This is a genomic window from Bathymodiolus platifrons methanotrophic gill symbiont, from assembly GCF_002189065.1.
Taxonomy (GTDB): domain Bacteria; phylum Pseudomonadota; class Gammaproteobacteria; order Methylococcales; family Methylomonadaceae; genus Methyloprofundus.
The window spans coordinates 25,225-48,124 of the sequence record NZ_BDMN01000036.1 but is presented as its reverse complement, the minus strand read 5'-3'; the positions used below and the strand labels follow the sequence as shown (position 1 = coordinate 48,124).

The window sequence follows — 22,900 nt, the reverse complement described above, 5'->3', positions numbered from 1 at the left end:
TTTTTTCTTGGCTTATTTTTATCGTTACCTTCTCGTGCTATTGATAAGCCAGAACTTATGCTAGCTAAAGTGTTCCAGCCATCCGTTAAGGTAACTGATTACTGGGTTAGTGAGAAACTGGATGGTGTCCGTGCCCGTTGGAATGGTCATCAGCTAATATCCCGTGGCGGCATCTTACTTATTGTACCCAGTTGGTTTGTAATAGATTTTCCAAATACTTCATTAGATGGGGAGTTATGGATTGCCAGAGGAAAATACCAGAAAACAGTTTCAATTATTAGAAAACAGAAGGCACATTCAGGTTGGCAGCAAGTTAAATTTATGGTCTTTGACTTACCAGAACATCTGGGTATTTTTTCAGATAGGGTTGCAGCTATGCGAGATTTGAACATACAAATTCAATCCACCTATCTAGGCTTCATTTCTCAATATCAGCTAGGTTCCAATAAAGAACTTATGCTCCAGCTTAATGCCATTACCGATCAAGGTGGTGAAGGGCTAATGTTGCATCATAAATTAGGGCTGTATCATCGTGGCCGAAGTAATGACTTATTAAAATTAAAACTCTTTACTGATGCTGAAGCGACCGCTCTTGATTATCGTGCAGGTAAAGGAAAATTTACGGGTAAAATGGGAGCAATAAAAGTTAAATCAGATACTGGTAAGGTTTTTTATATTGGCAGTGGGTTTAGCCATAAAGAAAGGGAAAATCCTCCGGCAATTGGAAGTACTATTAGCTTTCGTCATCAAGGATTAACAGATAGTGGAATTCCAAGATTTGCGGTTTTCATCAGAGTCCGTAATGAGCCATAATCCATAGTGGAGTAGTCCGCAAGAATCCCTACCTCCCCTATGGCAAAAAAGTTATTTGTAATAGTCTAATAAAGCGGACACTTCTAAAAGCTGATTTATAATGTCATTAGAGGTGAATATGAGTAACGAAACTTTGATCTGGAGCATTAAAAGCAGTACGACTATGCTGTCAGTTACTAAACGATAAATCAATACCTATACTTCGCACGGCCACCACTACAGGTTTCTAGCGGCTATTTTCTCTATAAAGATTCAACAGCTATTTCAGATATTAGCACTAAATGGATATGATTATTCTTAAAATGTAGGCAAAAGAGAATAAACAATATACTATGGCACATCCCAAATCATTCTGATTCTGGGCATAAATCTAACGATAGGAATTCACATGAAAGAAATTACAGTTGATAGCAATCCAAGTGAAGCACTTTTAAAAGAAATGGGTGTTGTTTACTGGCCAACATGGGAAAAAGAAGTATCTGTATTCCCATGGGAATTCGTTACTACAGAAACAGCACTTATTGAAGAAGGTGAATGTGAAATGACACCTGCAGATGGCGGCCCTTCAACTATTTTCAAAGCGGGTGACTTAGTGGTATTTCCATTAGGCTATAAAGGCACTTGGGAAGTGAAAAAAGCACTTAAAAAGCGCTACATGCACAGTGAAGGTGATATTAAAAAACGCTTTTTTAACGGTTTGACCAGAGTGATAAATCGCACTAAATCAATCATGAAATAAAGTTCACTTCCATTACTCCCATAATAATGGCTTCTGATACTTTGACAAGTTCGTATTCTGAAGATGAATAAAAATCACCTTCTTTATTGTACTGAAGTTTCCCAATAACTGAAGTTTCCCAATAATTATTTATGGTAAAATTGAAACTATGCTACAACTATATGAAAAAAATAGTCTTTTCATTCGTTTCAAATGCTATTGCCTAAGGGGAATTAAGTAGGGGTTTGCTATAAACATGGCAAAACCACCTAAAATAAACCTCGATACACCAGCATTGTGTATTTCATATTGTGTATTTCAGCTACTCAATAATTGGGAAACTTCAGTTTATTGTATACAGCATTAGCCTATTACACACTAAACGCAATTAAGTTGCGCGTGTTGTGGTGGGGCAGTGACTGTGGGACGTATAAAATACCGAGAGTAGAAATTATCTCTCAACTCGTGCCGATATAAACGCTGGAGTTACTGGCGCTTATGTAAATTTATACACCATCACCCAGAGTAGCAGCAAATTGGATTGGACTAAAACCGGGGACTAAGGCGAAAAAGGCTTCAATAATTGAACTTTGGGAGTTGACACAAAGAACAACTCTTAAAGTTCAACTAATCTCATCAGTGTTCCCCTATTTACTGTACCCTCGGAACTAACTTGGCGACAAGCGCATTGATAAAGCTACTCAGCGACTTCTCGGTAATTATTGCATTTTGAATGGCCCGAATAGTATAGGAGCTTATACGTACGATTCTTTCATTAAAAAATAATGGATTCACAAATCCTCCCCTTTTTTGTGCAGCTTGCTGCCTTTTCTCAAGTGCTTCGGTATACTTTTTATCCGAGGGGTGAATCAATTCTGGGTCTTGAATTTTAGAAAGTTCTTCAACCATGCGTAATAAGTTGTAGCTCATGGCTGTCAGGCGCATCTGGTTCTTGAGTGCGTTATTATCAGAAGACCATGCTTTTGTTTCCTTCAAATTACTTTTACTGTTATTGAATGCTTTCTCAATCGTCCAGCGCTTGTAGTACAGCATGGCAATCGTTCCAGGGTTGATTGACTCAGGTAAGGTGCTAACAAAGCGGTGAAGTTTTCTTGTTTCGGGATCACGATAATTGACAATACTAAACCTGATACCGTTATTTTCATAAATACTGTAACTTTCAACCCCAGTATTAAGTCTATGGTTGGTATCGAAGGGAATTGATTCAACAAAAGTGGCGACTGAATTCTCCTTTAACACTGAAATCATCAAATTCCCGTGCTCTACTTGGCTATTCCAGAAAGTATAATCAGTGACCGCTTTATCATAGATGTAAAGGCACTTTTGGGCGCTATTTTTGATTTTGTTTTGTCTATTGAGTTGGTCGCGCAGTACGGGGATTTCCTGATGCCGCCGAGTTCCATTTGTAATAAGCGAAACAGGTCTGAGCAAAGCATTTCTGAAATTTAAAGTGTAGATAAATCCTGCTGCGTAGACTTTTCCATTGCGGCCTTTTTCTGTATGACAGGCATGATCAATAAAGTGCCTATCAGCTGCCAATACGGTATAGTCCTTCAGTTCAGGGAATGACTTTAGATAATCAATACCGTGGGATGACAAGGTTTCACTGAATAGGCCGTAGCTTTGCTGCTCAACAGCTTCGAGCATGCTCACTCGTCTCGATGATTTGAGTGATTTAAAATAGGTTGAAAGAGGACGTTGTTCGTTATGAATCTCTTCTGCTGTCTGTAAGAAATGGCGGCCACTATCCACCGAACTAATGCAACGTAATATCCCAAGACGAATAAAGTCAACATCGTTCAGTTCGGGGCATGACCGTTTCCACAGCGGGTGACGCTCTGCGGATATGGCATTTTCCATACTCTTGTTGCAGTGATCAAAGATAAAGTCATTCAGTGTCCGGGATTCGTACATGGGAGTTTCCGATTATAAGGTTTATAAAACGGAAATTTCTAAAAAATTTTTTTTCGCCATTGCAAGCTTTATTTCAACTTTTTTCGTTTATTTTTCATGCGCTTATCCTACTACTAATTTTTAGGATTGGCCAAAAATTGAGGATTAAGGCAAGATAGCCCTATACTGCTTATAAAATAAGGCATACTGTCTAAGTTTCTTGGCTATTGTATCTTTCAATGGAAACACTGATGACTAATCTACAAAAACAAAGGTTCGGTTAATCAATCGGGTTGATCAAGAAAAAGCTATTTCATATAGCGTAGTAACAGCCTCCCTACTATCATTACGTGGAGTGGACTTCAGTCCGCTGGTTACAAATATCAACTTTAATAAACAGCTGTGTATGAAATTGAAATTACATCTATGCAAGTATAATTGGGGTCTATAATTGGGGTCAGAGTAAAGTTAAACCCTGTTCTTAGTCTTTCGCCAACCAATTGGCGGCCGCCTTTCTCACGTACTAACCTCCTTCCTGTAAACGTAGTCATTTGCTCCTTAAAGTAGTCATTATCAATTGTGAACCATAACAGGCCTGCCGTTATTTCCTAGCTGTACAAGAGAGATGCACTGGCACACCTACTGGCGTGATTCTCGGGAGCCTAGCCATTAATTTCCCTCTGAAATAAGTTTTTGGATTCTTAGGGGTAAATTTATCACATTTAACATTACTCTGACCCTAGTTATTTGTCGAAAATGATGGTTTTTGATTCGTCGTCACTCTTTTTAGCTCGACAATCAGTAAATCATAAGGGACTAATCCGGGTGAACCCTGATGCGTCACTTTTTCTTTTTTCCGCTGGCGATAATGTCGCTGACGCAAGGCATGTAAATGACGTCCTTTTGAGCTGGATTGATAGCGATCGCAGGCTTCTCGTTGTTTTTCCTGGCGAGATTGTGCAGAACATTTGCCAGAACAATAACTATTGCCGTGACTGCAAATAATCACCTGGCGGTGACAGAGAACACAGTTATAGAGACGGGCAGAACGACACATAAGAATTCCAGTCAGAGAGAACTGGAAAAAAGGCGAGACAAGTGCGATACTTGAACCGCTTGTGCGAAAGCACGGTGGGTGTTGTGGTGCCGGACGTTTGACGCGAATCTATTGGCCGGTATCACAACAGTTCTCTACCAATCTGCTTACTTCAACATACAGGCGCCTGCTGAGTAAAGTTTCTGCTTTAACTTTATGCGAGTTCTCCCGAATGTATCAATATTGTAGCCACTTAAACCCACTCAATAAGAATGGCACAATCATTCCCCCTCAGGGAATATGAGTTCATTTATTGAATCTTTATGGATGAGAATTTTGAAGATTGTAAAGTCAAAATAACCAATATGATGAATCGCGATTTTCTGGTAAAAAACCTCGGATAGAATGCTGGTTTGATGATATTCGCCAGACTGGATGGCTATAAGTGGCGATACTCGCCATAGTTACGCGGGTTTTGAGCGCCGTTGACAACAAGTCAGACTCGGGTATTATTGAATTCTCGCTCTTAGCCCACCTTTCGATATTATGACTCTTTTCAGTCATCATTAAGCTTAGAAAAATCAAACTGGTTTCTGTCAGTTTTATGATGCTATTAGTTTACGCCCTGTAGTTATTCACCTGCAATTGCCATTTCTTCGATCAAAATAGAACCCGTGCGAATATTACCGCGATAATCTATATCATTACCCACTGCCAGAATATGTTGAAACATATCTTTTAGATTACCAGCAATAGTAATTTCCTGTACCGGGTATTGAATTTCTCCTTGTTCTACCCAGAAGCCTGAGGCACCTCGGGAATAGTCACCAGTTACGGGGTTGACACCCTGTCCCATCAATTCTGTGACTAAAAGGCCGGTATCCATTTGCTTGAGTAATTGCTGAAAATCCTGTTCCCCTGCACTAATACATAAATTATGTACCCCACCCGCATGACCAGTAGACTGCATATCTAATTTCCGCGCTGAATAACTGCTTAATAGATAGGAATCAAGTATGCCGTCAGTGACAATCTTATTGGCTTTAGTTGTGACTCCTTCGGCATCATAACAGGCGCTACCTAAAGCACCCAATAAGTGTGGTTGTTCATAAATATTGATGAAATCAGGAAAAACTTTTGTCCCCAGGCTATCTAGTAGAAAAGAGGATTTACGATATAGACTGCCGCCACTGATAGCTCCTAGAAATGAGCTGATAAGCCCGCTAGCAACCTCGGCAGAATATAATACCGGCGCTTTCCGGGTAGTTAAACTACGAGCTCCCAAGCGTAGTACAGTTCTTTCTGCTGCTTTTTTTCCTACTAATTCAGGGCTTTCAAGGTTTTTATGATTACGTGCAACACTGTACCAGTAATCACGTTCCATATTGCCATCACGCTCACCTAACACCGAACAGCTAATTGAGTGACGAGTTGAGGCGTAGCCGTGTAAAAAGCCTAAACTATTGCCAAACACACGGATACCCTGATAAGTATCCACCGATGCCCCTTCAGAATTACTAATATCGGGGTGGTACTGACGTGCGGTATCTTCGCAACTTAGGGCAAGGTTTATAGCATCATTAGGGCTGAGGTCCCATGGATGATAGAGTTCCAGGTCCTTAAATTCAGAAGCTAGCCTGTCTGGATCGGGTAAGCCTGCGTAGGGATCATCACTAGCATAGCGGGCAATGCTGCACGCTGCAGTCACCGTTTCTTTTATTGATTTTTCGGATAGGTCAGTGCTGTTTGCAGAGCCTTTTTTCTGGCCAAAATAAACAGTGATGCCTAAGCCTTGAGAACAATGATGCTCGATGGTTTCAACATCACCCAGGCGAACATTTACCGATAAGCCATTATCTATACTTAAACCAGCATCAGCCGCACTGGCACCCTGATTTTTTGCTTCCAGTAATAATTCATGAATCGTGGTTTGCAGACGAGTGATTTCTTGTTGAGTTTGCATAAATCTAATAAGTTTGAAAATAAAGGCTTTATATTATTGTACTAGTGTCCCATCAACTTTGAATTGATTGGTTGGATTAGATTTTTGAGTATAGCAAAAAAACGTAACCCAGTATTTCAACTAATCACGTAATATCAATGACATATGTTTTTATACGATCCTCCCTCAATCCCCCCTTCTCAAGGGGGGAGGCTAAAATCACATACTTTCACAGCCTCTAAAGTTTGCTTTACAGGTTAAACGTTGGTACCACCAACGGTCAAGGCATCAATTTTTAGTGTTGGTTGGCCCACACCTACTGGGACACTCTGCCCTTCTTTGCCGCAAGTGCCGACTCCACTATCTAAAGCCAGGTCATTACCCACCATGCTGACACGTGTTAGTACATCAGGTCCATTGCCTATCAGTGTCGCGCCTTTAACAGGGTGAGTGATTTTGCCATTTTCTATTAAATAGGCTTCACTGGCTGAGAAAACAAACTTACCTGAAGTAATATCTACTTGTCCGCCGCCAAAATTTTTCGCGTATAAACCATTCTTAACCGATTGCAGGATTTCTTCAGGATCACTTTCACCCGGTAGCATATAGGTATTAGTCATGCGCGGCATCGGAGTATGAGCATAGGATTCGCGCCTGCCATTTCCGGTGGGTTGAACCCCCATCAAACGAGCATTAAGCTTGTCCTGCATATAGCCTTTCAGTATGCCGTTTTCTATTAAGGTTGTGCACTGTGTCGGAGTGCCTTCATCGTCAATAGACAAAGAGCCTCGACGGTCTTGCAAAGTACCATCATCCACTACAGTACATAGTGATGACGCAACGCGTTCGCCAACTCGACCACTAAAAGCCGAGGTCCCTTTACGATTAAAATCACCTTCCAGGCCATGGCCGATTGCTTCGTGTAATAAAATACCTGGCCAGCCTGAACCTAAGACGATCGGCATACTGCCTGCAGGAGCGGGAATTGCTTCTAAATTAACCAGGGCCTGTCTGACGGCTTCCCGGGCAAAGCCTAATGCTCTGTCTTGCTCAAGAAAATAATGATAATCAGAACGAGCGCCACCACCCATGCTGCCTTGCTCTCGTTGACCCTTTTCTTCGACAATGACACTAACATTCATACGTACCAGAGGGCGTACATCGCCCACTAAAGAACTTCCCTGGTTGGCAATCAGGATATGGTCTTGTACTCCGACCAGGCTGATGATGACTTGTTCGATGCGCGGATCTAACTTGCGGGTTTCGGCATCTATTTTACGTAGGAAATCCACCTTTTCCTGATCGCTTAATGAGCTTAAAGGATTGATAGGGGCATATAATGCAGGGTAAGGAGTCCGACCGGGCAGAGAGGTTTTTGCTGTCTGGCCCTGTCGCGCAATGGCTTGCACATTTTTAACGGCGGATAACAGTACAGGCAGGTCAATTTTGTCACTATAGGCAAATCCGGTTTTCTCGCCTGATAATGCGCGTACGCCAGCACCTTGTTCAATATTATGACTGCCTTCTTTAATAATTCCATCTTCCAGCACCCAGGATTCATAATGGCTGGATTGAAAGTAAATATCTCCATTATCGACTGAACCATTTAATAGCTGATCCATTACTCGATGAATATCACTTTCCTGTAGGTCGGAGGGAACGAGAATAGCCTGTTTTGCTAGCTGAAATGCTGAGTTGTCCATTATTTATCCACAAACAATTTGACGGTGCTGAAGTACGGGAAAGCTGGTACGTGTTTTATGTAGACGCGCAAGGTCTATATCTGCCTCCACAAAACCAGCATTGGTCTTTTGGCTATTCAAAACAGTCCCCCAGGGGTCAATAATCATGCTGTGGCCATAAGTTTGTCGACCATTAACGTGGAAACCTCCCTGGTTAGGGGCAATTACATAACATAAATTTTCTACCGCACGTGCTCTGAGCAATAATTCCCAATGTGCAGCCCCTGTTTTTTGTGTAAAAGCAGAAGGAATAATAAGTACTTCCATGCCTTGCTCTTGCAGCGTGCGAAACAGCTCTGGGAAACGCAGGTCGTAGCACACTGCAATGCCTAATTTACCAAAGGGGCTGTCAATAACTAAAGGGACGTTGCCTTTGGAAATAGAATCAGATTCGCGATATACCTCGTCACTTCCGGGGACGTGAACATCAAATAAATGAATTTTGTCATAGCGGGTAACGCGTTCACCAAGCTCATTGTATATGAGACAGGCTGCCATAACTTTGTTTGCATTATTTGGGTCTGCAAGGGGCAAGGTACCAGCAACAATCCAGACGGCATACTTCTTAGCAGTATTAGCTAGAAAATCCTGAATGGGGCCGGAGCCATCTTGTTCTTTCTGCTCTATCTTGTCATGTTCATGCTGTCCCATTAAAGCAAAGTTTTCAGGTAGAGCAACTAATTTTGCACCTGCATTACTCGCATCGGCAATTAAACGTTCGGCTTCTATCAAATTAGAACTGATATTAGGACTGGATGCCATTTGAATGGCGGCACATTTACTCATTTAACTTTCTCAAATAACGGTGGTCTTCATCGGGAGAAGGGATGGATATCTTGCTTAAGTTTGAACTAAACTGGCGATTAATTTCAAAATTTTCCCAAGTGCCCTTTATTTTATATAGCAAGCTGACAATAAGGCCGCCAGCCGGCTCATTGCCAATAAATGTTTTTGACACGGCATTAGCAATATTGCCGATAATTGTACCAGCAATTGGAAATTTCGGCAGGACTGTTGCCTGAAGGTCAACTTGTTCTGTTGTTAGGCTGGTGGAGCCAGAGAGGTAAATTTTTGCTGGCATGGCATTGATATAAATATCACTTGAGCTGACCAAGCCTTTATTTATCGAGAGCAGGGCGGTGGATTCAGAAAAACTTAAGCCTTCTTCGGTAATATCAGAAAAATCGAAGAGTAGGCGTTTACCTAGTTTCCAGGTATCTAGTGCCCCCAGGATTCGTCCTAAGCCTGGATCTACACCTAAAATACGCCCGTTGGTCAGGTGTGAATCTATGGAGCCAGAAAGTATTGAAGTGGATATTTCATAGGGAGCCGCCGGCCAGTTGAGAACAAAATGAAGTTCTGCTGTAGTGTCGACAATATTGTTTGACAGCTGAGTTTGTTTTAATAAGGCGCCAAAATTCTGACTGAGTAATTCCCCGAAAATAGAACTTGAATTCTGCTGCTTATGTTGCCGCCAGAAACCTGAAAAAGATAAAGAATTTTCTCTGGAAGAAATTATACATTGTTTAATAGACAAACCTTCGTTTGTTGGTTCTGTCTGTAGTTGCAGGCTGCCATAATTATAGTTATCCCAGTACAGCGCCTGGCTGTCTATACTTATGCTGGGCAGGTTTTTTATTAGAATGGGAGACTTATCGTTTTCGAAATGAAATTCTTTAAATGCAGATAAATCTAATTTTTTTAAAGATAAACTTATTTCAGAGTTTTTATTAAATTCAATAGGTATAAAAACACTACCGCTTGCTATTGGGCTATGAATCAGCCCCTGCCAATGGGGTGCAATTTTTTTCAGCTTGATATCTAATCTGTTTTGCGGCGCTAAACGGTTTTCATAAGTAGTATTAAAAGTGTTGATACCTGAGGGGTCTATACCTAGTTTTAAAGAAAAGGGATGGGCTTTTGCTTCAGCCTTGAAAAAGGGAAGGAAATTAATTGATGTACCCACTAAATCAGAGCTTATCTGGATGTCGCAGATTTGTGAGCTTTTTTGGGGAAACTCTAACTGAAACTGATAGTCGCTGGTACCATCAAGATAGCCCCATAGAGGATTAGGGAAATGTTCTGCCAAATGTGCAATGTCCATTTGTCCAGTAATCGATGCCACTACAGCCTGCTCATTGCTACTAAGTTTTGCGCTGAATGGAAAGCCTAAGGCAAATGCGCTAAGTTGCTCACTAGAGACTCCGGACTCAGTAAAGTGTAAATCAGTATTTATATCTGAAACTTCAAGGTCTATAGGGATGATTCTGGCTTTTGCACCTTGTGTATGAGCCCTAATATTAGCTTTAAATGCCTGTCCTCTAAGAGGGATTTCTAAATCCAGATTTATATCTGCAGAGCCTTGAATGTCGACTGCATCATGGATAGCAGTGGCTAGGTGCTTGAAAGGGGAGTGCTTTAAAAAACTAATTGCTGCAGGCAGATCACTTTCTATTTCTCCCTGAATACTTATATGCTTGCTTGATTTAAGGGAGTCGATGCTGACAGTTGCATGTTTTATCGTCGCTTGATTAGTTAGGGAGTGACCTTGAAGAATGTTAATATTCATACTATCTACAAAGAAACGCACTTCTGCAAATGTTCCCTGAATATTTTGCCAATCGGGTGCGTAGTGTAACTCTGCGTCGTTTGCGGTAAACAATACTTCGAAAACACCCTTATGCTGGCGGAAAGGGTAATTAGGCAATGCCCCGTGTAATAAGATTCCCCCTTGCTTTACATGGCCGGCAACAAATGCGTGGTCTAGCCAGTTTGTGGTTTCCTCATTAATGACCCCGGTGGGTAGGAAGTGTGGTGCTTGTGTAGCATCCAGAATATCAAAAGAGTTGCGCAAGCTCATAAACGCTGGCTGATCATTTTGAGGAAGGGTTAGTGTAAATTTACTACTAGTTTTGAAATGCTCTGAGTTGAGTTCTAATAGAGTGCTACTGAGTGTCCATGCATCAGTGTGTTGCCAATGTATTTCCCCCAGAACATGGTTGAAATTTAGCGTTTCTCGAAACAGATTAGGTGCGTCAAAGTTAAGCTGTTGTGAGCTTAACTGGATTAACCCCTGCTGCTCTGTTCCTTTAAAATAGGTTGATAAGCCATCAATACCTGGGATTTCACCTAGTCGCTGGGATTTTATTTGCAGCACTTGACCACTAATAGCAAAGGTTTCCTGACTTAGATTAGCCAGCAATAACAGGTCTTTTACTTCGCCCTGTAAAGCAATATTCTTTAACTGTTTATGTAAGTCTGTAGCCAGGATTTTAAAGCTCAGGATAAGTTTACTTAAAGGACCTAGTGTTAACTGAGGGGAATTTAGTGCGATATGAATTAAGTTGCCCTCTGCATCTCGTTCTAAAGCAAGGGCTAATTGATTTATTTCAACCGTGTTTTTTTGTGAACTGAGTGTGGAGTCTTGCAGGGCAATATGCCATTGTTGCTGGTGTTTTAGTAATTTAAATTGTAGGTCTAACTGGTCTATAGGGAATTGAGCATTTTGCTTGTTTTTTATGGTCGCATCATGCAAATCTACTGCACCGCTCATTTGAGTCATCTGTGTGGCTTGCCATCTGCTCCAGATACTAAAATTGCCACTCCCTCTGGTAAATGAAAACTCAAAGGGTAAATCGCCGGTAATAAACTTTGCTAGTTGAATATCTTTTCCCTGAACAAATAATCGGGCATTAATGCTGTTTGGGACAAATATATTACCGGTAAAATCCATTGCTAAGTGGAGTGATTTGCCTAGTGATTCAGGAAGGTCGGTTTTAATAAATATTTTGTGCTGTTCTTCATCGTTATATAGGGCAATATTGACATGCTTTAGTAGCACTGGATCTGCATTGCGTTTTTGATCATGCCATAGTATTTCACTATTTATCAGCTTGTATTGTTTGCCGCGCATAATCCAGTCAGGCTGTTCATTATCGCTATTTGGCAACCCCTCAATCTGGATTGCGCCTGAAGACAAACGAGTCACAGAGAGCTTTGCCTTGATTATGGAAACTTGTATGGCTTCAATAAATGGTTCTATCGCTGCGAGTAAATTGATACCCAGGCGTATTTCCTGAAACTGTACTGTCGGTGTATTGTCAGCGTGGGAATACACTTGAATATCATGTAAGGCTAGTTCAGGCCGGAAACCGTTTATTACACCTTGTACGCGTGCAATTGTGACGGGTGCATCTAATTGTTGACTTAGCAGGGCTTCGATATCGGCTTTATATAGATCTAGTTCAGAAAGAGCATAGCGCAGGCCACTAATACTAATAGCAATTAATAGTATTGCCCAGAATATAAAACGGATGCTACCGTACCGAATAAGCTTTATCATTATTTAAACCTAGAAACCGCCGTTGAACACGTGCTTGTGGAAAATCTGAGTGTAAAAGGCAAGGCACAGATCGCAGGCAGTGGCCGTCCCTTGGCAAGAGCTGTAACGCAGCATTTCGTGCTCAGATTTATTCACAAAACTGTGAAGTGGGTTATTCTCAACCAACAGGTGAAAGGTATCTACGATCATTAGGTTTTCTTTCAGTCGCTTATAGTGCTTTATAACGGTCAACTGCGGATTCTAGGTTAAAGCAAGACAACATCATACTGTTCCTGACTATACTCTGATTCAGACCTGAACTTGATTCGAATATTTAAAAAAGCCTCTAATTCAGCTAACACATCGGCTTCTTCATCCAGCAATTTCTCTACCACGGGATGCGAGGCTAAGACTAGAATTTCAGTTACGTTGTACTGCTTAACTTCACGAATAATTTCTCGGAAAATTTCCAGGCATATCGTTTCTGCGGTTTTAAGCTCACCCTTTCCAGAGCAGGTAGGGCAGGGTTCGCATAATATATGCGCTAGACTTTCACGGGTGCGTTTACGAGTCATTTCAACCAGACCCAGAGCTGAAACTTCAGTGATTTTAGTTTTTGAATGACATTTTTCCAGGGTTTTTTCCAGAGCTTGCAAAACCAGTGCCTTATGCTCTTCACTTTGCATATCAATAAAATCAATAATGATAATGCCGCCTAGATTCCGCAGTCTTAATTGACGAGAAATAGCTTGCGCAGCCTCAAGATTAGTTTTAAAAATAGTTTCTTCCAGGCTTTTTCCACCGACATAGCCCCCGGTATTCACATCAACCGTAGTCATTGCCTCAGTCTGGTCAAAGACAAGATGTCCGCCCGATTTTAAGCCTACTTTTCGGTCTAGTGCTTTTTCGATTTCATCTTCAATATTATAAATATCAAATAAAGGACGCTCACGAGTGTAATGTTCAATGATAGGTACAATATCGGGGACAAATTCTTCGGCAAACTCTATCAGGCGCTTATGTGTTTTTCGTGAATCAACTTTAACTTTCTCAATATTTTCGTTATATAAATCACGTAAAGTGCGGATGCTTAATGGTAAATCAAAATGAATAAGTGAGCGGGGCTCTGCTGATGAAATTTTTTCCTGAATTGAATCCCATAACTGTAAAAGAAATAGCATATCCGATTCTAAGATAGGCTCAGCGATACATTCGGCTGCTGTTCTTGCAATAAATCCCCCGGACTGATGTTCTTGCTGGAATGTATCCTGGAAAGTGCGTAACCGTGCTCTTTCTGGTTCATGCTCAATACGCTGGGAAACGCCGCCTTTCTCGGCATAAGGCATATAGACCTGATAACGGGATGGAATTGATATTTCCGTGGTTAAGCGAGCCCCTTTGCTGCCGATAGGGTCTTTGGTAACCTGAACGATGATATGCTGGTTTTCAATTAAGTAATGTTCAATATTTTCTGAGCCTTTTTCCTCTAGTTCCTTACTGGATAAATCGGAAATATGTAAAAAAGCAGCTCGTTCCAGTCCGATTTCTACAAAGGCTGCCTGCATACCAGGTAATACACGACAAACAACACCTTTATAGATATTACCGATTAAACCAAGCTGGCGGGTGCGTTCGATAATAATTTCTTGAACGACTCCATTTTCAACGATGGCAACACGGGTTTCCGGCGGGGTAACATTAATCAGAATTTCTTCACTCATTGAAAATTTTTATTCCTTCATTGCTTAATAGTTGTGCAGTTTCAAACAAGGGCAACCCCATAATGCCTGAAAAACTACCGTTAATAGTTTCTATAAAGATACTGGCTAATCCTTGAATAGCGTATGCACCTGCTTTATCAGTAGGTTCACCTGTGTGCCAGTATTGTATAATTTCCTGTCTGGAAATGGCACGAAAAGTGACATTTGATACACTTAATATTTGCTGAGTCTGCTGACCGCGTAGTGAGACGGCACTATAAACCTGATGAGTGCTAGCCGATAACAGACTTAACATTTCGATGGCATGCTCCAGATTTTCAGGCTTACCCATGATTTCATCACCCATAACAACGGAAGTATCTGCGCCTAGAATGACAGAATCTTCAGGGCCATGCGGGTGGATGGCAGAAGATTTTGCATGTGCGACACGTAATACATAATCAGCCGCCGTTTCATTGGCCAAAGGTGTTTCGTCAATATCTGCCACCTGTATTGTATGTGTGAGGCCTAGTTGTTTTAGTAACTCACTTCGGCGGGGTGAGGCTGAAGCTAAAATTAACGCTGGCATAATTAACGGTGATAAGGGTGATTATTGATAACACTCCAGGCACGGTAGATTTGTTCAGCTACCACGATACGCACGAGAGGGTGAGGGAAGGTTAGTTTAGATAAGCTCCATGATTGCTTTGCTGCCTGTTTAACTGAATCAGCTAAACCTTCAGGTCCGCCAACCATTAAAGCAATATCCTGCCCACTGTCTAGCCAGGCGCGCATCGCATCTGCCAGGTCTACTGTACTCCATGCTTTGCCCGGCACATCGAGAGTGACGATATGACAGTTTTTAGGGATAGCTGCCAGCATTCTTTCACCTTCATCACATACAATACGTTTAATATCACTATTTTTACCGCGCTTACCCGCAGCAATTTCTTTAACAATCAATGCGCACTCACGAGGCATGCGTTTAGCATATTCCTCATATCCCTGCTTGACCCAGCCAGGCATTTTTTGGCCGATGGTAATTAAATATATCTGCATGGTTAGTTCTTGTATTTACTGAGAATCTGGTCATAACTACCATCTTGCTGCATCTCTAGAGCGCGTTGCCAGTTATAAATGTGTAATGTCATTTGGTAGCCTTTGCGTTCTAATGCCTTATTAACTAGTTCTACGGCTAAGCCTTTTTCTGGCAAAGAGTCATCAACATAAGGCGGTCATTGGTTACTGACAACACTAATAGCCTGGGCTGAACAGGTTTGTATGAACAGGTTTAGGAGCACAAAGAGCAGTATAGGACGGAGAATCATAAGGCAACAATAGGCTGTGAAGTTGATAAAGGTTTCATGCTCTATTCTATTATGAATTTAGGTATACAGCTATTTTACCTAGCCTCAAGGGCGTGATTAATCGTGAAATATAAAACTGTAGAGTTGATATCAGTTTGCTGATGGCTGGAAGTTGGACAAAAGTGTGTTCCAGCCACGCCTGAAAAATTGACTGAAAATTTCACAACAAAAATTATCTGAAGTATATAATGCGTAATTTTAGATTTAGATAAATAAGCGTTATGGCAAGCAATAATCAACAAAATATGAGCGCGAGTGAACGACTCGTTGCTGAGGCGCGTAAACATCAAACAGATCGTGAAAAAACCTATCGGGGGCAAGCGTTAAAAATGTATCCTTGGGTTTGCGGACGTTGTTCCAGGGAATTTAGCAATGCAAATTTACAGGAATTAACCGTACATCATAAAAATCATAATCATGATGATAATCCCGCAGATGGTAGTAACTGGGAATTATTATGCCTTTACTGTCATGATAATGAACATTCAAAATACGAAGAAATGCGCTTTGGCAGTGGCAAAGAAGAGACTAAGGATCACTCAGGTGGCTCACATAATCCCTTTGCTGGCCTAGGCGATCTATTGAAAAAATGAGAGTCTGTCCCTGGGCGCTTGGCAGCGACCTTGAAGAATTCTATCACGATACTGAGTGGGGTGTGCCCGTACATGATGATCGGCTATTGTTTGAATTCCTGATTTTAGAAGGTGCACAGGCAGGTTTAAGCTGGTCCACGGTATTAAAAAAACGCGCGGGCTATCGTAAGGCATTTGATAATTTTGATATATACAAAGTTGCCAGCTACAGTGAGCAGAAGCAACTGGAATTACAAAACAATCCTGACATTATCAGAAATAAATTAAAAATAAGTTCGGCTGTGACAAATGCGCAAGCCTTTATTGCCATACAGGAACAATATGGTAACTTTGATGCTTATATCTGGTCTTTTGTAAATGGCCAGACGATTAAAAACACCTGGCAGACCATGCAAGAAGTCCCAGCAAATACTCCAGAATCAGATGTAATGAGCAAAAGCCTAAAAAAAGCAGGTTTTAAATTTGTCGGAACCACCATTTGCTACGCCTATATGCAGGCAGTGGGTATGGTGAATGATCACTTAGTGAACTGCCCAAGATATAATGATGTCAATCATTAGTAGGGCGCGGCTTTAGCCCGCCTTGGTAAAACAGAATTGCATTAATAATGGCGGGCTAAAGCCGCGCCCTACGGTGTTTATATATTATAAGGAGAAGGGGGATGAGTTATCAGAATCTAACGACAGGGCGATATTCTGAAACAGGCCGGGCTTATTCTTTAACCATGGTAACTGATAGACGCATTCCTCATTTTAACGACTTTGCCAAGGCACGATATTTAATTAATGAAATGCGAACTGTGCATGATAGTGGGTTATTAGAGTCATTGGCCTGGGGTTTGATGCCAGACCATTTACATTGGCTACTCGTTGTAAATGAAACAGAGCTATCTGAAGTGGTGCGGATATTTAAGGGGAAAAGCAGTTTTGATTTTAAAAAATCCTTTCACCATAATGGTGCTTTCTGGCAACGGGGGTTTTATGATCATGCACTTAGAAAAGAAGAAGATTTAAGAGCGGCGGCGCGGTATATTGTGGCAAATCCGTTACGTGCTGGATTGGTTGAGACGATAGGTGAATATTCGCATTGGGTGCTGCCTGGGTGGTTTATTAAGATTAGGCGTAGGGCGTGGCTTTAGCCCGCCTTTTGACAATGGCGGGCTAAAGCCACGCCCTACAGAATTAGGTTAATATTATGCGGAAAAAAGGCCGGCAGGTTGTTTTAGATACAGAAACAACGGGCTTGAACCCTAAAGAAGGGCACCGGATTATTGAAATTGGCTGTGTGGAGCTGGTTAGCCGGCGACTGACAGATCGACAATTTCATATGTATATCAATCCGGAGCGTGTTGTTGATGAGGGGGCTATTGAGGTACATGGTATCACTAATGAATTTTTACAGGATAAGCCTTTATTTAAAGAGGTAGTCGATGATTTCCTGGACTTTATTCGTGGTGCAGAGCTGGTAATTCATAATGCTCCGTTTGATGTCGGCTTTATTGATAATGAATTTTCTTTAGTTAATTCAAATGTTAAGCAGATAAGCGATATATGTACGGTATTTGATAGCCTGGTCTATGCGAGAAAAAAACATCCGGGGCAGAGAAATAGTCTGGATGCCTTGTGTAAACGTTATGGCATAGACAATAGTCATCGAGACTTGCATGGGGCTTTACTCGATTCGGAAATTCTATCTGATGTCTATCTGTTAATGACAGGTGGGCAGCTTTCAATGCTGGAAGAAGATGATGCAAGTGGAGCAGGGCAGGAGCAAGTGATTCAGCGGTTAAGTAGTGACAGGCTCCCTTTGACAGTGATTCAATGCTCTGATGATGAGTTAGTGGAGCATCAGAAAACTTTGGCAATGCTGGAAAAATCGAGTGGAGCGTGTTTATGGAATCAATAAGTGCACAGCAATTATGGGAAACTAATTTCCCTGAGTTTATCAAGGCTGGAGAAGCGGGCCTTAATAGCCTGATGGCTTCTGCAAAATTAGTTGAGTTGCCAGCCGGGCAGCAGGTTTTTTACCCGGGAGCTGCTTGCGAGCAATATTTATTAGTCTTGAAGGGCAGTGTCAAAGCTCAGATTATTTCAGAAGGTGGTCGAGAGATGCTGCTTTATCGGGTTTGTTCAGGTGAGTCATGTGTGTTGACTACGTCTTGTCTGTTAAGTGGGGATAAGTATCCGGCAGAAGGTATTACTGAAGGCGAGGTTATGGCCTTTGCTATTTCATCACACGCTTTTTATCGTTGTATGGAGCGGTCTGCTTTTTTTCGTGAATTTGTGTTTAAGAAATTCTCGGCACGTTTGTCGGGGGTTATTGCGTTGTTAGAGGATGTGACTTTTAATGCTATAGATACACGTTTAGCTAAGGCATTGTTAGCGGAAGAATCTGATGTGATTCTCCTCACTCATCAGGAGCTGGCCACGACATTAGGCTCAGCTCGTGAAGTAATTTCCAGGCATTTAAAGCGCTTTGAAGCATATGGCTGGGTTAGTCTAAATAGAGGGACAGTCAACATACTTAATGCCAATGCGCTATTAAATGTCGCGACTAAACAAAATTAACGTACGGAACTAATTTTGGATTGCTCTGAGTCTTGTTTTTGTTCTTGTTCTTTAACTACATATTTGACGATAATAAAACCGACCAGGCCACCGACCAGGCAGGCCATCATTAATGGCATGGCAAATGGCATCTCGTGATGGTCGCGCATATTCATTTGGAACATAGTAGAAAAAATACCTAAGAAAAAATCTATCATAAATCACCCTTTTGTGAAAGCGCTAGTGCGCAAATAATATGTCGTGACGACACGGCTCAGGGTGTATATTAGAGTATCGTAAAACTATTATCAGTGACAATGTCACATAACCGAGTTTTTTACTGGGTTATTAACAATATTTTTTGTGAGGGTTATAATGACAGCAACACCTTCTAATATGATGCCTTTAGGCACGGTAGCACCTGAGTTTACTTTGCTTGATAGCATTTCAGGGGAGAGAAAAAGCCTTTCCAGCTTAAAAGGAAAGCAGGGGGCGGTAGTGATGTTTATCTGTAATCACTGTCCTTATGTTATTCATATAAAGGAGCAGCTATGTGATATTGCAAAGAGTTATGCAAAGCAAGGAATAACTACTATTGCAATTAGTGCCAATGATATAGAAAATTATCCTCAGGATGCGCCTGATAAGATGAAGATACTGATGGCTGAGTGGGGGAACCCATTTGCCGCCTATTGTTATGATCAAACCCAAGAGGTGGCAAAAGCTTACCTAGCCGCCTGTACTCCGGATATTTATTTATTTGATAAGGATCTGGCCTGTGTTTATCGAGGCCGGCTTGATGCTGCAACACCTAAGAATGATGTTCCTTTGACGGGGCGTGATTTACGTAATGCTCTGGATGGGTTATTAGCGGGCGGGGCTATCTTAGAGGAACAAATTCCTAGTATAGGGTGTAATATCAAGTGGAAATAAAAATGAAAAGTATACAAGAGCGGACTTAAGTCCGCTCTATAGAAAGAGGTTATTTAATGTCTGCCGGACGGCAGTCTCCAGGGCATAAAACTTTTCCCATTGGACGAAGAAAGGTGTAGGTTGCTGGCACAATAATAAATACATCAGCAACACGCTCAAACGCATCATGAGGCGGAGCAATTGAGCTTAAAGCTGTGAGTGGAGACAGACCTATAAATAGTGCTGTACCGACTACGGTTGTTGCTAAGCCTATAGGGCGAAATATTAAAAGATCAAAGGGTACAAAAAGAGGGCTGTAATCTTTATCTTTAGTATATTCTGGTGCTGATTTTTCGGTCGCTTGTGCCGGCTGGATAAAGAAAAAGCAGGTTAGCAGGGTCAGTAGTAGATATTTTTTCATTGTTATTTTAGGGTGAGATAAAAAAAGCGCTAGTTCGAAGGAAATAGCGCTTTTTTTGTGTCTGTAAAGATACTTTATAAAAACAGGTTTTAGGGTAGGGCGGGACTATTATAGTGTCCGCTCTACAGTTTACCTATTTCTGCTTAATGTATGTCTTTCCAGTATTCTTTTTTCAGCAAGTAAGCAATTACACCAAACATAAAGATAAAGAATAAAACATATTTCCCCATGCTTTCACGTTTTAACTGGGCTGGCTCGCCAGCATATACCAGGAAGTTAACAATATCATTTACTGACTTATCGAATTCATCAGCACTCATTGTGCCATTTTCTTCGAGCTCAAGCTCAGTAATCACTTCCTGACCATCAACAGTCTCATAGACAGGACGTTGTGTGCCCTGAAGCTTCCATAGTGGGTTAGGCATACCGACATCCGGAAATATAGCATTGTTGACACCTAAAGGTTTTTTAGGGTCAGCATAGAAACCTTTAAGGTAACTATATAGCCAGTCAGCGCCTCTTGAACGAGCGATTAATGATAAATCAGGTGGTTGTGTGCCAAACCATTTTTTAGCATCGTGTTCGTTCATGGCAGTGAGCATTTTGTCATAAATACCCGCGCCTTCTGGTGCGACTTTATTTAAAATCTCTTGCTCATCAATATCAAAATCATCTGCCAGGTTCAGGTAGCGAATATACTTTGTTGAATGACACCCCAAACAGTATTGAACATAAAGGTGAGCACCATTTTCTAATGATGTTTTATCTGTTAAATCAATACCTGCAGAGTCTAGCTCCATACCTGCTGAGGCGAATACTCCTAGTGGCATCAAGAGTAATAGACAGCTTTGTAATAATTTTTTCATACTAGTCTAGGCTCCCTTTCATTTTTTTAACAAGTTTGCTTAATTCGTGAGCAATACCAGAGGGATTAGGGCGTGTATGTTTCACCGTGTGCCCATTTTTTTGCTCGCTAACTTCTAGGGTCATTGCTGCAAAGCTTTCTTTGATAGCAGGAATATGATCTTCGATACTTGCTGGCTGATTAACTCGCTTGGGAACCGGTTTGGTTTTTTCCCAGCGTGTATAAATCGGCATCAATAAGAAGAAGGCAAAATAAATTGAGGTAAAAACCCGGGCCATCATTGTAGCGCCTGCAGTAGGAGCCTGCATACCTAGGTAACCTAAGCCTAAAAAGCTAATGACGAATAGAAATAGAGCTTTTTTGTAGATGCCACCACGATAGCGGATCGATTTAACTGGACTACGATCTAACCACGGTAACAAGAATAATACGACAATTGCACCACCCATCGCGATGACTCCGGCAAATTTATCCGGTATCGCCCTTAAAATTGCATAGAATGGTGTGAAATACCAGACTGGGGCAATATGCTCGGGTGTAGCTAATGGGTCTGCGGGTATAAAGTTCGCATGTTCCAGGAAGTAACCGCCCATTTCTGGCATGTAAAAGAGTACCGTGGCAAAAAAGAACAGGAAGACGGCGACACCGACAATATCTTTTACTGTGTAGTATGGGTGGAACGGGATACCATCAACAGGATGGCCCCAGGGATCTTTGGAGTCTTTGATTTCAATGCCGTCAGGATTATTTGACCCTACTTCATGTAAGGCAATAATATGCAGGAATACCAGCATGATTAAAATCAGTGGAATAGCGATAACATGGAAAGCAAAGAAGCGGTTTAGCGTTGCATCTGAGATAACATAGTCACCACGCACCCATAGTGATAAGTCATCACCAATCACGGGAATTGCGCTGAATAAAGATATAATTACCTGTGCTCCCCAGTAAGACATTTGTCCCCAAGGTAGTAAATAACCCATGAATGCTTCGGCCATTAAAGCAACGAAGAGTAGCATGCCGAAAATCCAGATCAGCTCTCTAGGCTGTTTGTAAGAGCCGTATATAAGTCCACGAAACATATGTAGGTAGACCACGATAAAAAAGGCTGATGCACCGGTAGAGTGCATGTATCGCACTAACCAGCCCCAGGGGACTTCGCGCATAATGTATTCTACAGAGTCAAACGCCAAACTAGCGTCAGGCTTGTAGTTCATGGTTAGTAAAATACCAGTGATAAATTGATTGACCAGAACCAGTAGTGCTAATGAACCAAAGAAGTACCAGAAGTTAAAGTTTTTCGGCGCGTAATACTGCGCCATGTGTTCATTCCACAGTTTAGTGAGTGGAAAGCGGTCTAGAAACCAAGTACCGCAATTTGCTACGTAATTTGTTTTCATGCGCTGTCCTCCACAGTGTCTTCGCCAATCAAAACGAGAGTATCTGTAATATAATGGTGTGGTGGTACATCTAGGTTTGTTGGTGCTGGAACGCCTTTGACAACTCGCCCTGCAAGATCAAAGCCTGACCCATGACAAGGGCAGAAGAACCCTCCTTTCCAGTCAGGGCCTAAATCATTGGGAGCGGTTTCAGGGCGAAATGTGGGAGAGCAGCCAAGGTGAGTACAAAGTCCAACTGCAATAAAAATTTCAGGCTTAATGGAGCGAAATTCATTTTGGCTGGATGTCGGTTGATTAGACTCCTGGGAGTCAGGGTCTGCCAAATTATCGGTATTGCTTGCCAGAATTTCCAGAACATCGGGAGTGCGGTTAAGAACCCATACAGGTTTGCCACGCCACGCCGCGCGGATTAACTGGCCTGTTTCTAATTTACTAATATCAATTTCTACTGGAGCTCCTGCCGCTTTCGCCTTGGTGCTTGGCTGCATTTGCGACAGAAAAGGTACGGCAATGTAACCAGTACCCACTGCACCAACGACTGTTAAAGCCGTTGTTAGAAATTGGCGTTTTGAATTATCGACGCCTTGTTCGCTCATTTATTACGCTCCTC

23 protein-coding genes are annotated in these 22,900 nt (G+C 41.7%); 8 read left to right on the top strand and 15 right to left on the bottom strand.

Annotated elements, in window-relative coordinates:
• The coding region (locus tag CDZ78_RS02845) for a DNA ligase (RefSeq protein ID WP_087868611.1) at positions 1 to 813 on the top strand (813 nt) is incomplete at its 5' end.
• 388 nt (positions 814 to 1,201) lie between these two features.
• A complete protein-coding gene (locus CDZ78_RS02840) occupies positions 1,202 to 1,552 on the top strand; it encodes a cupin domain-containing protein (RefSeq protein WP_087868610.1) in 351 nt (116 codons plus the stop codon).
• Between the two features lie 630 nt (positions 1,553 to 2,182).
• On the opposite strand, the gene CDZ78_RS02835 is transcribed toward CDZ78_RS02840, so the two are convergent.
• From CDZ78_RS02835 to CDZ78_RS21630, 10 genes are all read right to left on the bottom strand, one after another.
• Positions 2,183 to 3,466 carry a transposase gene (locus tag CDZ78_RS02835; protein WP_087868609.1) on the bottom strand — a complete coding sequence of 428 codons (1,284 nt, stop codon included), beginning with the start codon at positions 3,464 to 3,466 and terminating at the stop codon, positions 2,183 to 2,185.
• 718 nt (positions 3,467 to 4,184) lie between these two features.
• Positions 4,185 to 4,502 (bottom strand): hypothetical protein, encoded by a 318-nt coding sequence (locus CDZ78_RS02830; protein ID WP_087868608.1) that lies wholly within the window; start codon positions 4,500 to 4,502, stop codon positions 4,185 to 4,187.
• A 610-nt stretch (positions 4,503 to 5,112) separates the two neighbouring features.
• The gene (gene pmbA, locus CDZ78_RS02825) at positions 5,113 to 6,444 is read right to left on the bottom strand and encodes a metalloprotease PmbA (RefSeq protein WP_087868607.1); all 1,332 of its coding nucleotides are present in this window, start codon (positions 6,442 to 6,444) and stop codon (positions 5,113 to 5,115) included.
• A 236-nt stretch (positions 6,445 to 6,680) separates the two neighbouring features.
• Entirely contained in the window at positions 6,681 to 8,126 is a 1,446-nt protein-coding gene (tldD, locus tag CDZ78_RS02820; protein WP_087868606.1) for a metalloprotease TldD, read from the bottom strand.
• A gap of 3 nt (positions 8,127 to 8,129) precedes the next feature.
• Positions 8,130 to 8,951: a carbon-nitrogen hydrolase family protein gene (locus CDZ78_RS02815; protein ID WP_087868605.1), complete on the bottom strand. Its 822-nt coding sequence runs from the start codon at positions 8,949 to 8,951 to the stop codon at positions 8,130 to 8,132.
• A complete protein-coding gene (locus CDZ78_RS02810) occupies positions 8,944 to 12,507 on the bottom strand; it encodes a YhdP family phospholipid transporter (protein ID WP_087868604.1) in 3,564 nt (1,187 codons plus the stop codon). The genes CDZ78_RS02815 and CDZ78_RS02810 overlap by 8 nt, the downstream gene beginning before the upstream one ends.
• 245 nt (positions 12,508 to 12,752) lie before the next feature.
• Positions 12,753 to 14,207 carry a ribonuclease G gene (gene rng / locus CDZ78_RS02805; RefSeq protein WP_087868603.1) on the bottom strand — a complete coding sequence of 485 codons (1,455 nt, stop codon included), beginning with the start codon at positions 14,205 to 14,207 and terminating at the stop codon, positions 12,753 to 12,755.
• The gene (locus tag CDZ78_RS02800; protein WP_307190448.1) at positions 14,200 to 14,775 is read right to left on the bottom strand and encodes a Maf family protein; all 576 of its coding nucleotides are present in this window, start codon (positions 14,773 to 14,775) and stop codon (positions 14,200 to 14,202) included. The genes rng and CDZ78_RS02800 overlap by 8 nt, the downstream gene beginning before the upstream one ends.
• Positions 14,776 to 14,777: 2 nt before the next feature.
• On the bottom strand, positions 14,778 to 15,245 hold the full coding sequence (rlmH, locus tag CDZ78_RS02795; RefSeq protein ID WP_087868601.1) for a 23S rRNA (pseudouridine(1915)-N(3))-methyltransferase RlmH: 468 nt from the start codon (positions 15,243 to 15,245) through the stop codon (positions 14,778 to 14,780).
• Positions 15,246 to 15,247: 2 nt separating this feature from the next.
• Positions 15,248 to 15,400, bottom strand: coding sequence for a hypothetical protein (locus CDZ78_RS21630; RefSeq protein WP_167374145.1), 153 nt, complete (start codon positions 15,398 to 15,400; stop codon positions 15,248 to 15,250).
• A gap of 374 nt (positions 15,401 to 15,774) precedes the next feature.
• Between CDZ78_RS21630 and CDZ78_RS02790 the strand changes: the two genes are divergently transcribed.
• The 5 genes from CDZ78_RS02790 (at position 15,775) to CDZ78_RS02770 (ending at position 18,713) form a co-directional block, all read left to right on the top strand.
• Positions 15,775 to 16,146: a YajD family HNH nuclease gene (locus tag CDZ78_RS02790; RefSeq protein WP_087868600.1), complete on the top strand. Its 372-nt coding sequence runs from the start codon at positions 15,775 to 15,777 to the stop codon at positions 16,144 to 16,146.
• A complete protein-coding gene (locus CDZ78_RS02785) occupies positions 16,143 to 16,706 on the top strand; it encodes a DNA-3-methyladenine glycosylase I (RefSeq protein WP_087868599.1) in 564 nt (187 codons plus the stop codon). The genes CDZ78_RS02790 and CDZ78_RS02785 overlap by 4 nt, the downstream gene beginning before the upstream one ends.
• A 101-nt stretch (positions 16,707 to 16,807) precedes the next feature.
• On the top strand, positions 16,808 to 17,284 hold the full coding sequence (locus CDZ78_RS02780) for an REP-associated tyrosine transposase (RefSeq protein WP_087868598.1): 477 nt from the start codon (positions 16,808 to 16,810) through the stop codon (positions 17,282 to 17,284).
• A gap of 56 nt (positions 17,285 to 17,340) precedes the next feature.
• Positions 17,341 to 18,051: a DNA polymerase III subunit epsilon gene (gene dnaQ, locus CDZ78_RS02775; RefSeq protein WP_087868597.1), complete on the top strand. Its 711-nt coding sequence runs from the start codon at positions 17,341 to 17,343 to the stop codon at positions 18,049 to 18,051.
• On the top strand, positions 18,039 to 18,713 hold the full coding sequence (locus CDZ78_RS02770; protein ID WP_087868596.1) for a Crp/Fnr family transcriptional regulator: 675 nt from the start codon (positions 18,039 to 18,041) through the stop codon (positions 18,711 to 18,713). Before dnaQ ends, CDZ78_RS02770 begins: the two co-directional genes overlap by 13 nt.
• Here CDZ78_RS02770 and CDZ78_RS02765 read toward each other — a convergent pair.
• Positions 18,710 to 18,910, bottom strand: coding sequence for a hypothetical protein (locus CDZ78_RS02765; RefSeq protein WP_087868595.1), 201 nt, complete (start codon positions 18,908 to 18,910; stop codon positions 18,710 to 18,712). The genes CDZ78_RS02770 and CDZ78_RS02765 overlap by 4 nt on opposite strands.
• Positions 18,911 to 19,067: 157 nt before the next feature.
• On the opposite strand from CDZ78_RS02765, the gene CDZ78_RS02760 reads away from it, so the two are divergent.
• Positions 19,068 to 19,625 carry a thioredoxin family protein gene (locus CDZ78_RS02760; protein WP_087868594.1) on the top strand — a complete coding sequence of 186 codons (558 nt, stop codon included), beginning with the start codon at positions 19,068 to 19,070 and terminating at the stop codon, positions 19,623 to 19,625.
• A gap of 49 nt (positions 19,626 to 19,674) precedes the next feature.
• Here the strand turns inward: CDZ78_RS02760 and CDZ78_RS02755 are convergent, their stop codons facing one another.
• From CDZ78_RS02755 to petA, 4 genes are all read right to left on the bottom strand, one after another.
• Complete coding sequence (locus tag CDZ78_RS02755; protein WP_087868593.1) at positions 19,675 to 20,025, bottom strand: hypothetical protein; 351 nt, start codon at positions 20,023 to 20,025, stop codon at positions 19,675 to 19,677.
• 143 nt (positions 20,026 to 20,168) lie between these two features.
• On the bottom strand, positions 20,169 to 20,891 hold the full coding sequence (locus CDZ78_RS02750; RefSeq protein WP_087868592.1) for a cytochrome c1: 723 nt from the start codon (positions 20,889 to 20,891) through the stop codon (positions 20,169 to 20,171).
• Position 20,892: 1 nt separating this feature from the next.
• Positions 20,893 to 22,290 (bottom strand): cytochrome b, encoded by a 1,398-nt coding sequence (locus CDZ78_RS02745; RefSeq protein WP_087868591.1) that lies wholly within the window; start codon positions 22,288 to 22,290, stop codon positions 20,893 to 20,895.
• Positions 22,287 to 22,886: a ubiquinol-cytochrome c reductase iron-sulfur subunit gene (petA, locus tag CDZ78_RS02740; protein ID WP_087868590.1), complete on the bottom strand. Its 600-nt coding sequence runs from the start codon at positions 22,884 to 22,886 to the stop codon at positions 22,287 to 22,289. The genes CDZ78_RS02745 and petA overlap by 4 nt, the downstream gene beginning before the upstream one ends.
• Positions 22,887 to 22,900: the final 14 nt, after the last annotated feature.

Bases quoted from the DNA above. Each gene is read 5' to 3' on its own strand.
- CDZ78_RS02840 (WP_087868610.1), top strand. From the start codon at position 1,202: ATGAAAGAAATTACAGTTGATAGCAATCCAAGTGAAGCACTTTTAAAA.
- CDZ78_RS02835 (WP_087868609.1), bottom strand. From the start codon at position 3,466: ATGTACGAATCCCGGACACTGAATGACTTTATCTTTGATCACTGCAAC.
- CDZ78_RS02830 (WP_087868608.1), bottom strand. From the start codon at position 4,502: ATGTGTCGTTCTGCCCGTCTCTATAACTGTGTTCTCTGTCACCGCCAG.
- pmbA (WP_087868607.1), bottom strand. From the start codon at position 6,444: ATGCAAACTCAACAAGAAATCACTCGTCTGCAAACCACGATTCATGAA.
- tldD (WP_087868606.1), bottom strand. From the start codon at position 8,126: ATGGACAACTCAGCATTTCAGCTAGCAAAACAGGCTATTCTCGTTCCC.
- CDZ78_RS02815 (WP_087868605.1), bottom strand. From the start codon at position 8,951: ATGAGTAAATGTGCCGCCATTCAAATGGCATCCAGTCCTAATATCAGT.
- CDZ78_RS02810 (WP_087868604.1), bottom strand. From the start codon at position 12,507: ATGATAAAGCTTATTCGGTACGGTAGCATCCGTTTTATATTCTGGGCA.
- rng (WP_087868603.1), bottom strand. From the start codon at position 14,207: ATGAGTGAAGAAATTCTGATTAATGTTACCCCGCCGGAAACCCGTGTT.
- CDZ78_RS02800 (WP_307190448.1), bottom strand. From the start codon at position 14,775: ATGCCAGCGTTAATTTTAGCTTCAGCCTCACCCCGCCGAAGTGAGTTA.
- rlmH (WP_087868601.1), bottom strand. From the start codon at position 15,245: ATGCAGATATATTTAATTACCATCGGCCAAAAAATGCCTGGCTGGGTC.
- CDZ78_RS02790 (WP_087868600.1), top strand. From the start codon at position 15,775: ATGGCAAGCAATAATCAACAAAATATGAGCGCGAGTGAACGACTCGTT.
- CDZ78_RS02785 (WP_087868599.1), top strand. From the start codon at position 16,143: ATGAGAGTCTGTCCCTGGGCGCTTGGCAGCGACCTTGAAGAATTCTAT.
- CDZ78_RS02780 (WP_087868598.1), top strand. From the start codon at position 16,808: ATGAGTTATCAGAATCTAACGACAGGGCGATATTCTGAAACAGGCCGG.
- dnaQ (WP_087868597.1), top strand. From the start codon at position 17,341: ATGCGGAAAAAAGGCCGGCAGGTTGTTTTAGATACAGAAACAACGGGC.
- CDZ78_RS02770 (WP_087868596.1), top strand. From the start codon at position 18,039: ATGGAATCAATAAGTGCACAGCAATTATGGGAAACTAATTTCCCTGAG.
- CDZ78_RS02765 (WP_087868595.1), bottom strand. From the start codon at position 18,910: ATGATAGATTTTTTCTTAGGTATTTTTTCTACTATGTTCCAAATGAAT.
- CDZ78_RS02760 (WP_087868594.1), top strand. From the start codon at position 19,068: ATGACAGCAACACCTTCTAATATGATGCCTTTAGGCACGGTAGCACCT.
- CDZ78_RS02755 (WP_087868593.1), bottom strand. From the start codon at position 20,025: ATGAAAAAATATCTACTACTGACCCTGCTAACCTGCTTTTTCTTTATC.
- CDZ78_RS02750 (WP_087868592.1), bottom strand. From the start codon at position 20,891: ATGAAAAAATTATTACAAAGCTGTCTATTACTCTTGATGCCACTAGGA.
- CDZ78_RS02745 (WP_087868591.1), bottom strand. From the start codon at position 22,290: ATGAAAACAAATTACGTAGCAAATTGCGGTACTTGGTTTCTAGACCGC.
- petA (WP_087868590.1), bottom strand. From the start codon at position 22,886: ATGAGCGAACAAGGCGTCGATAATTCAAAACGCCAATTTCTAACAACG.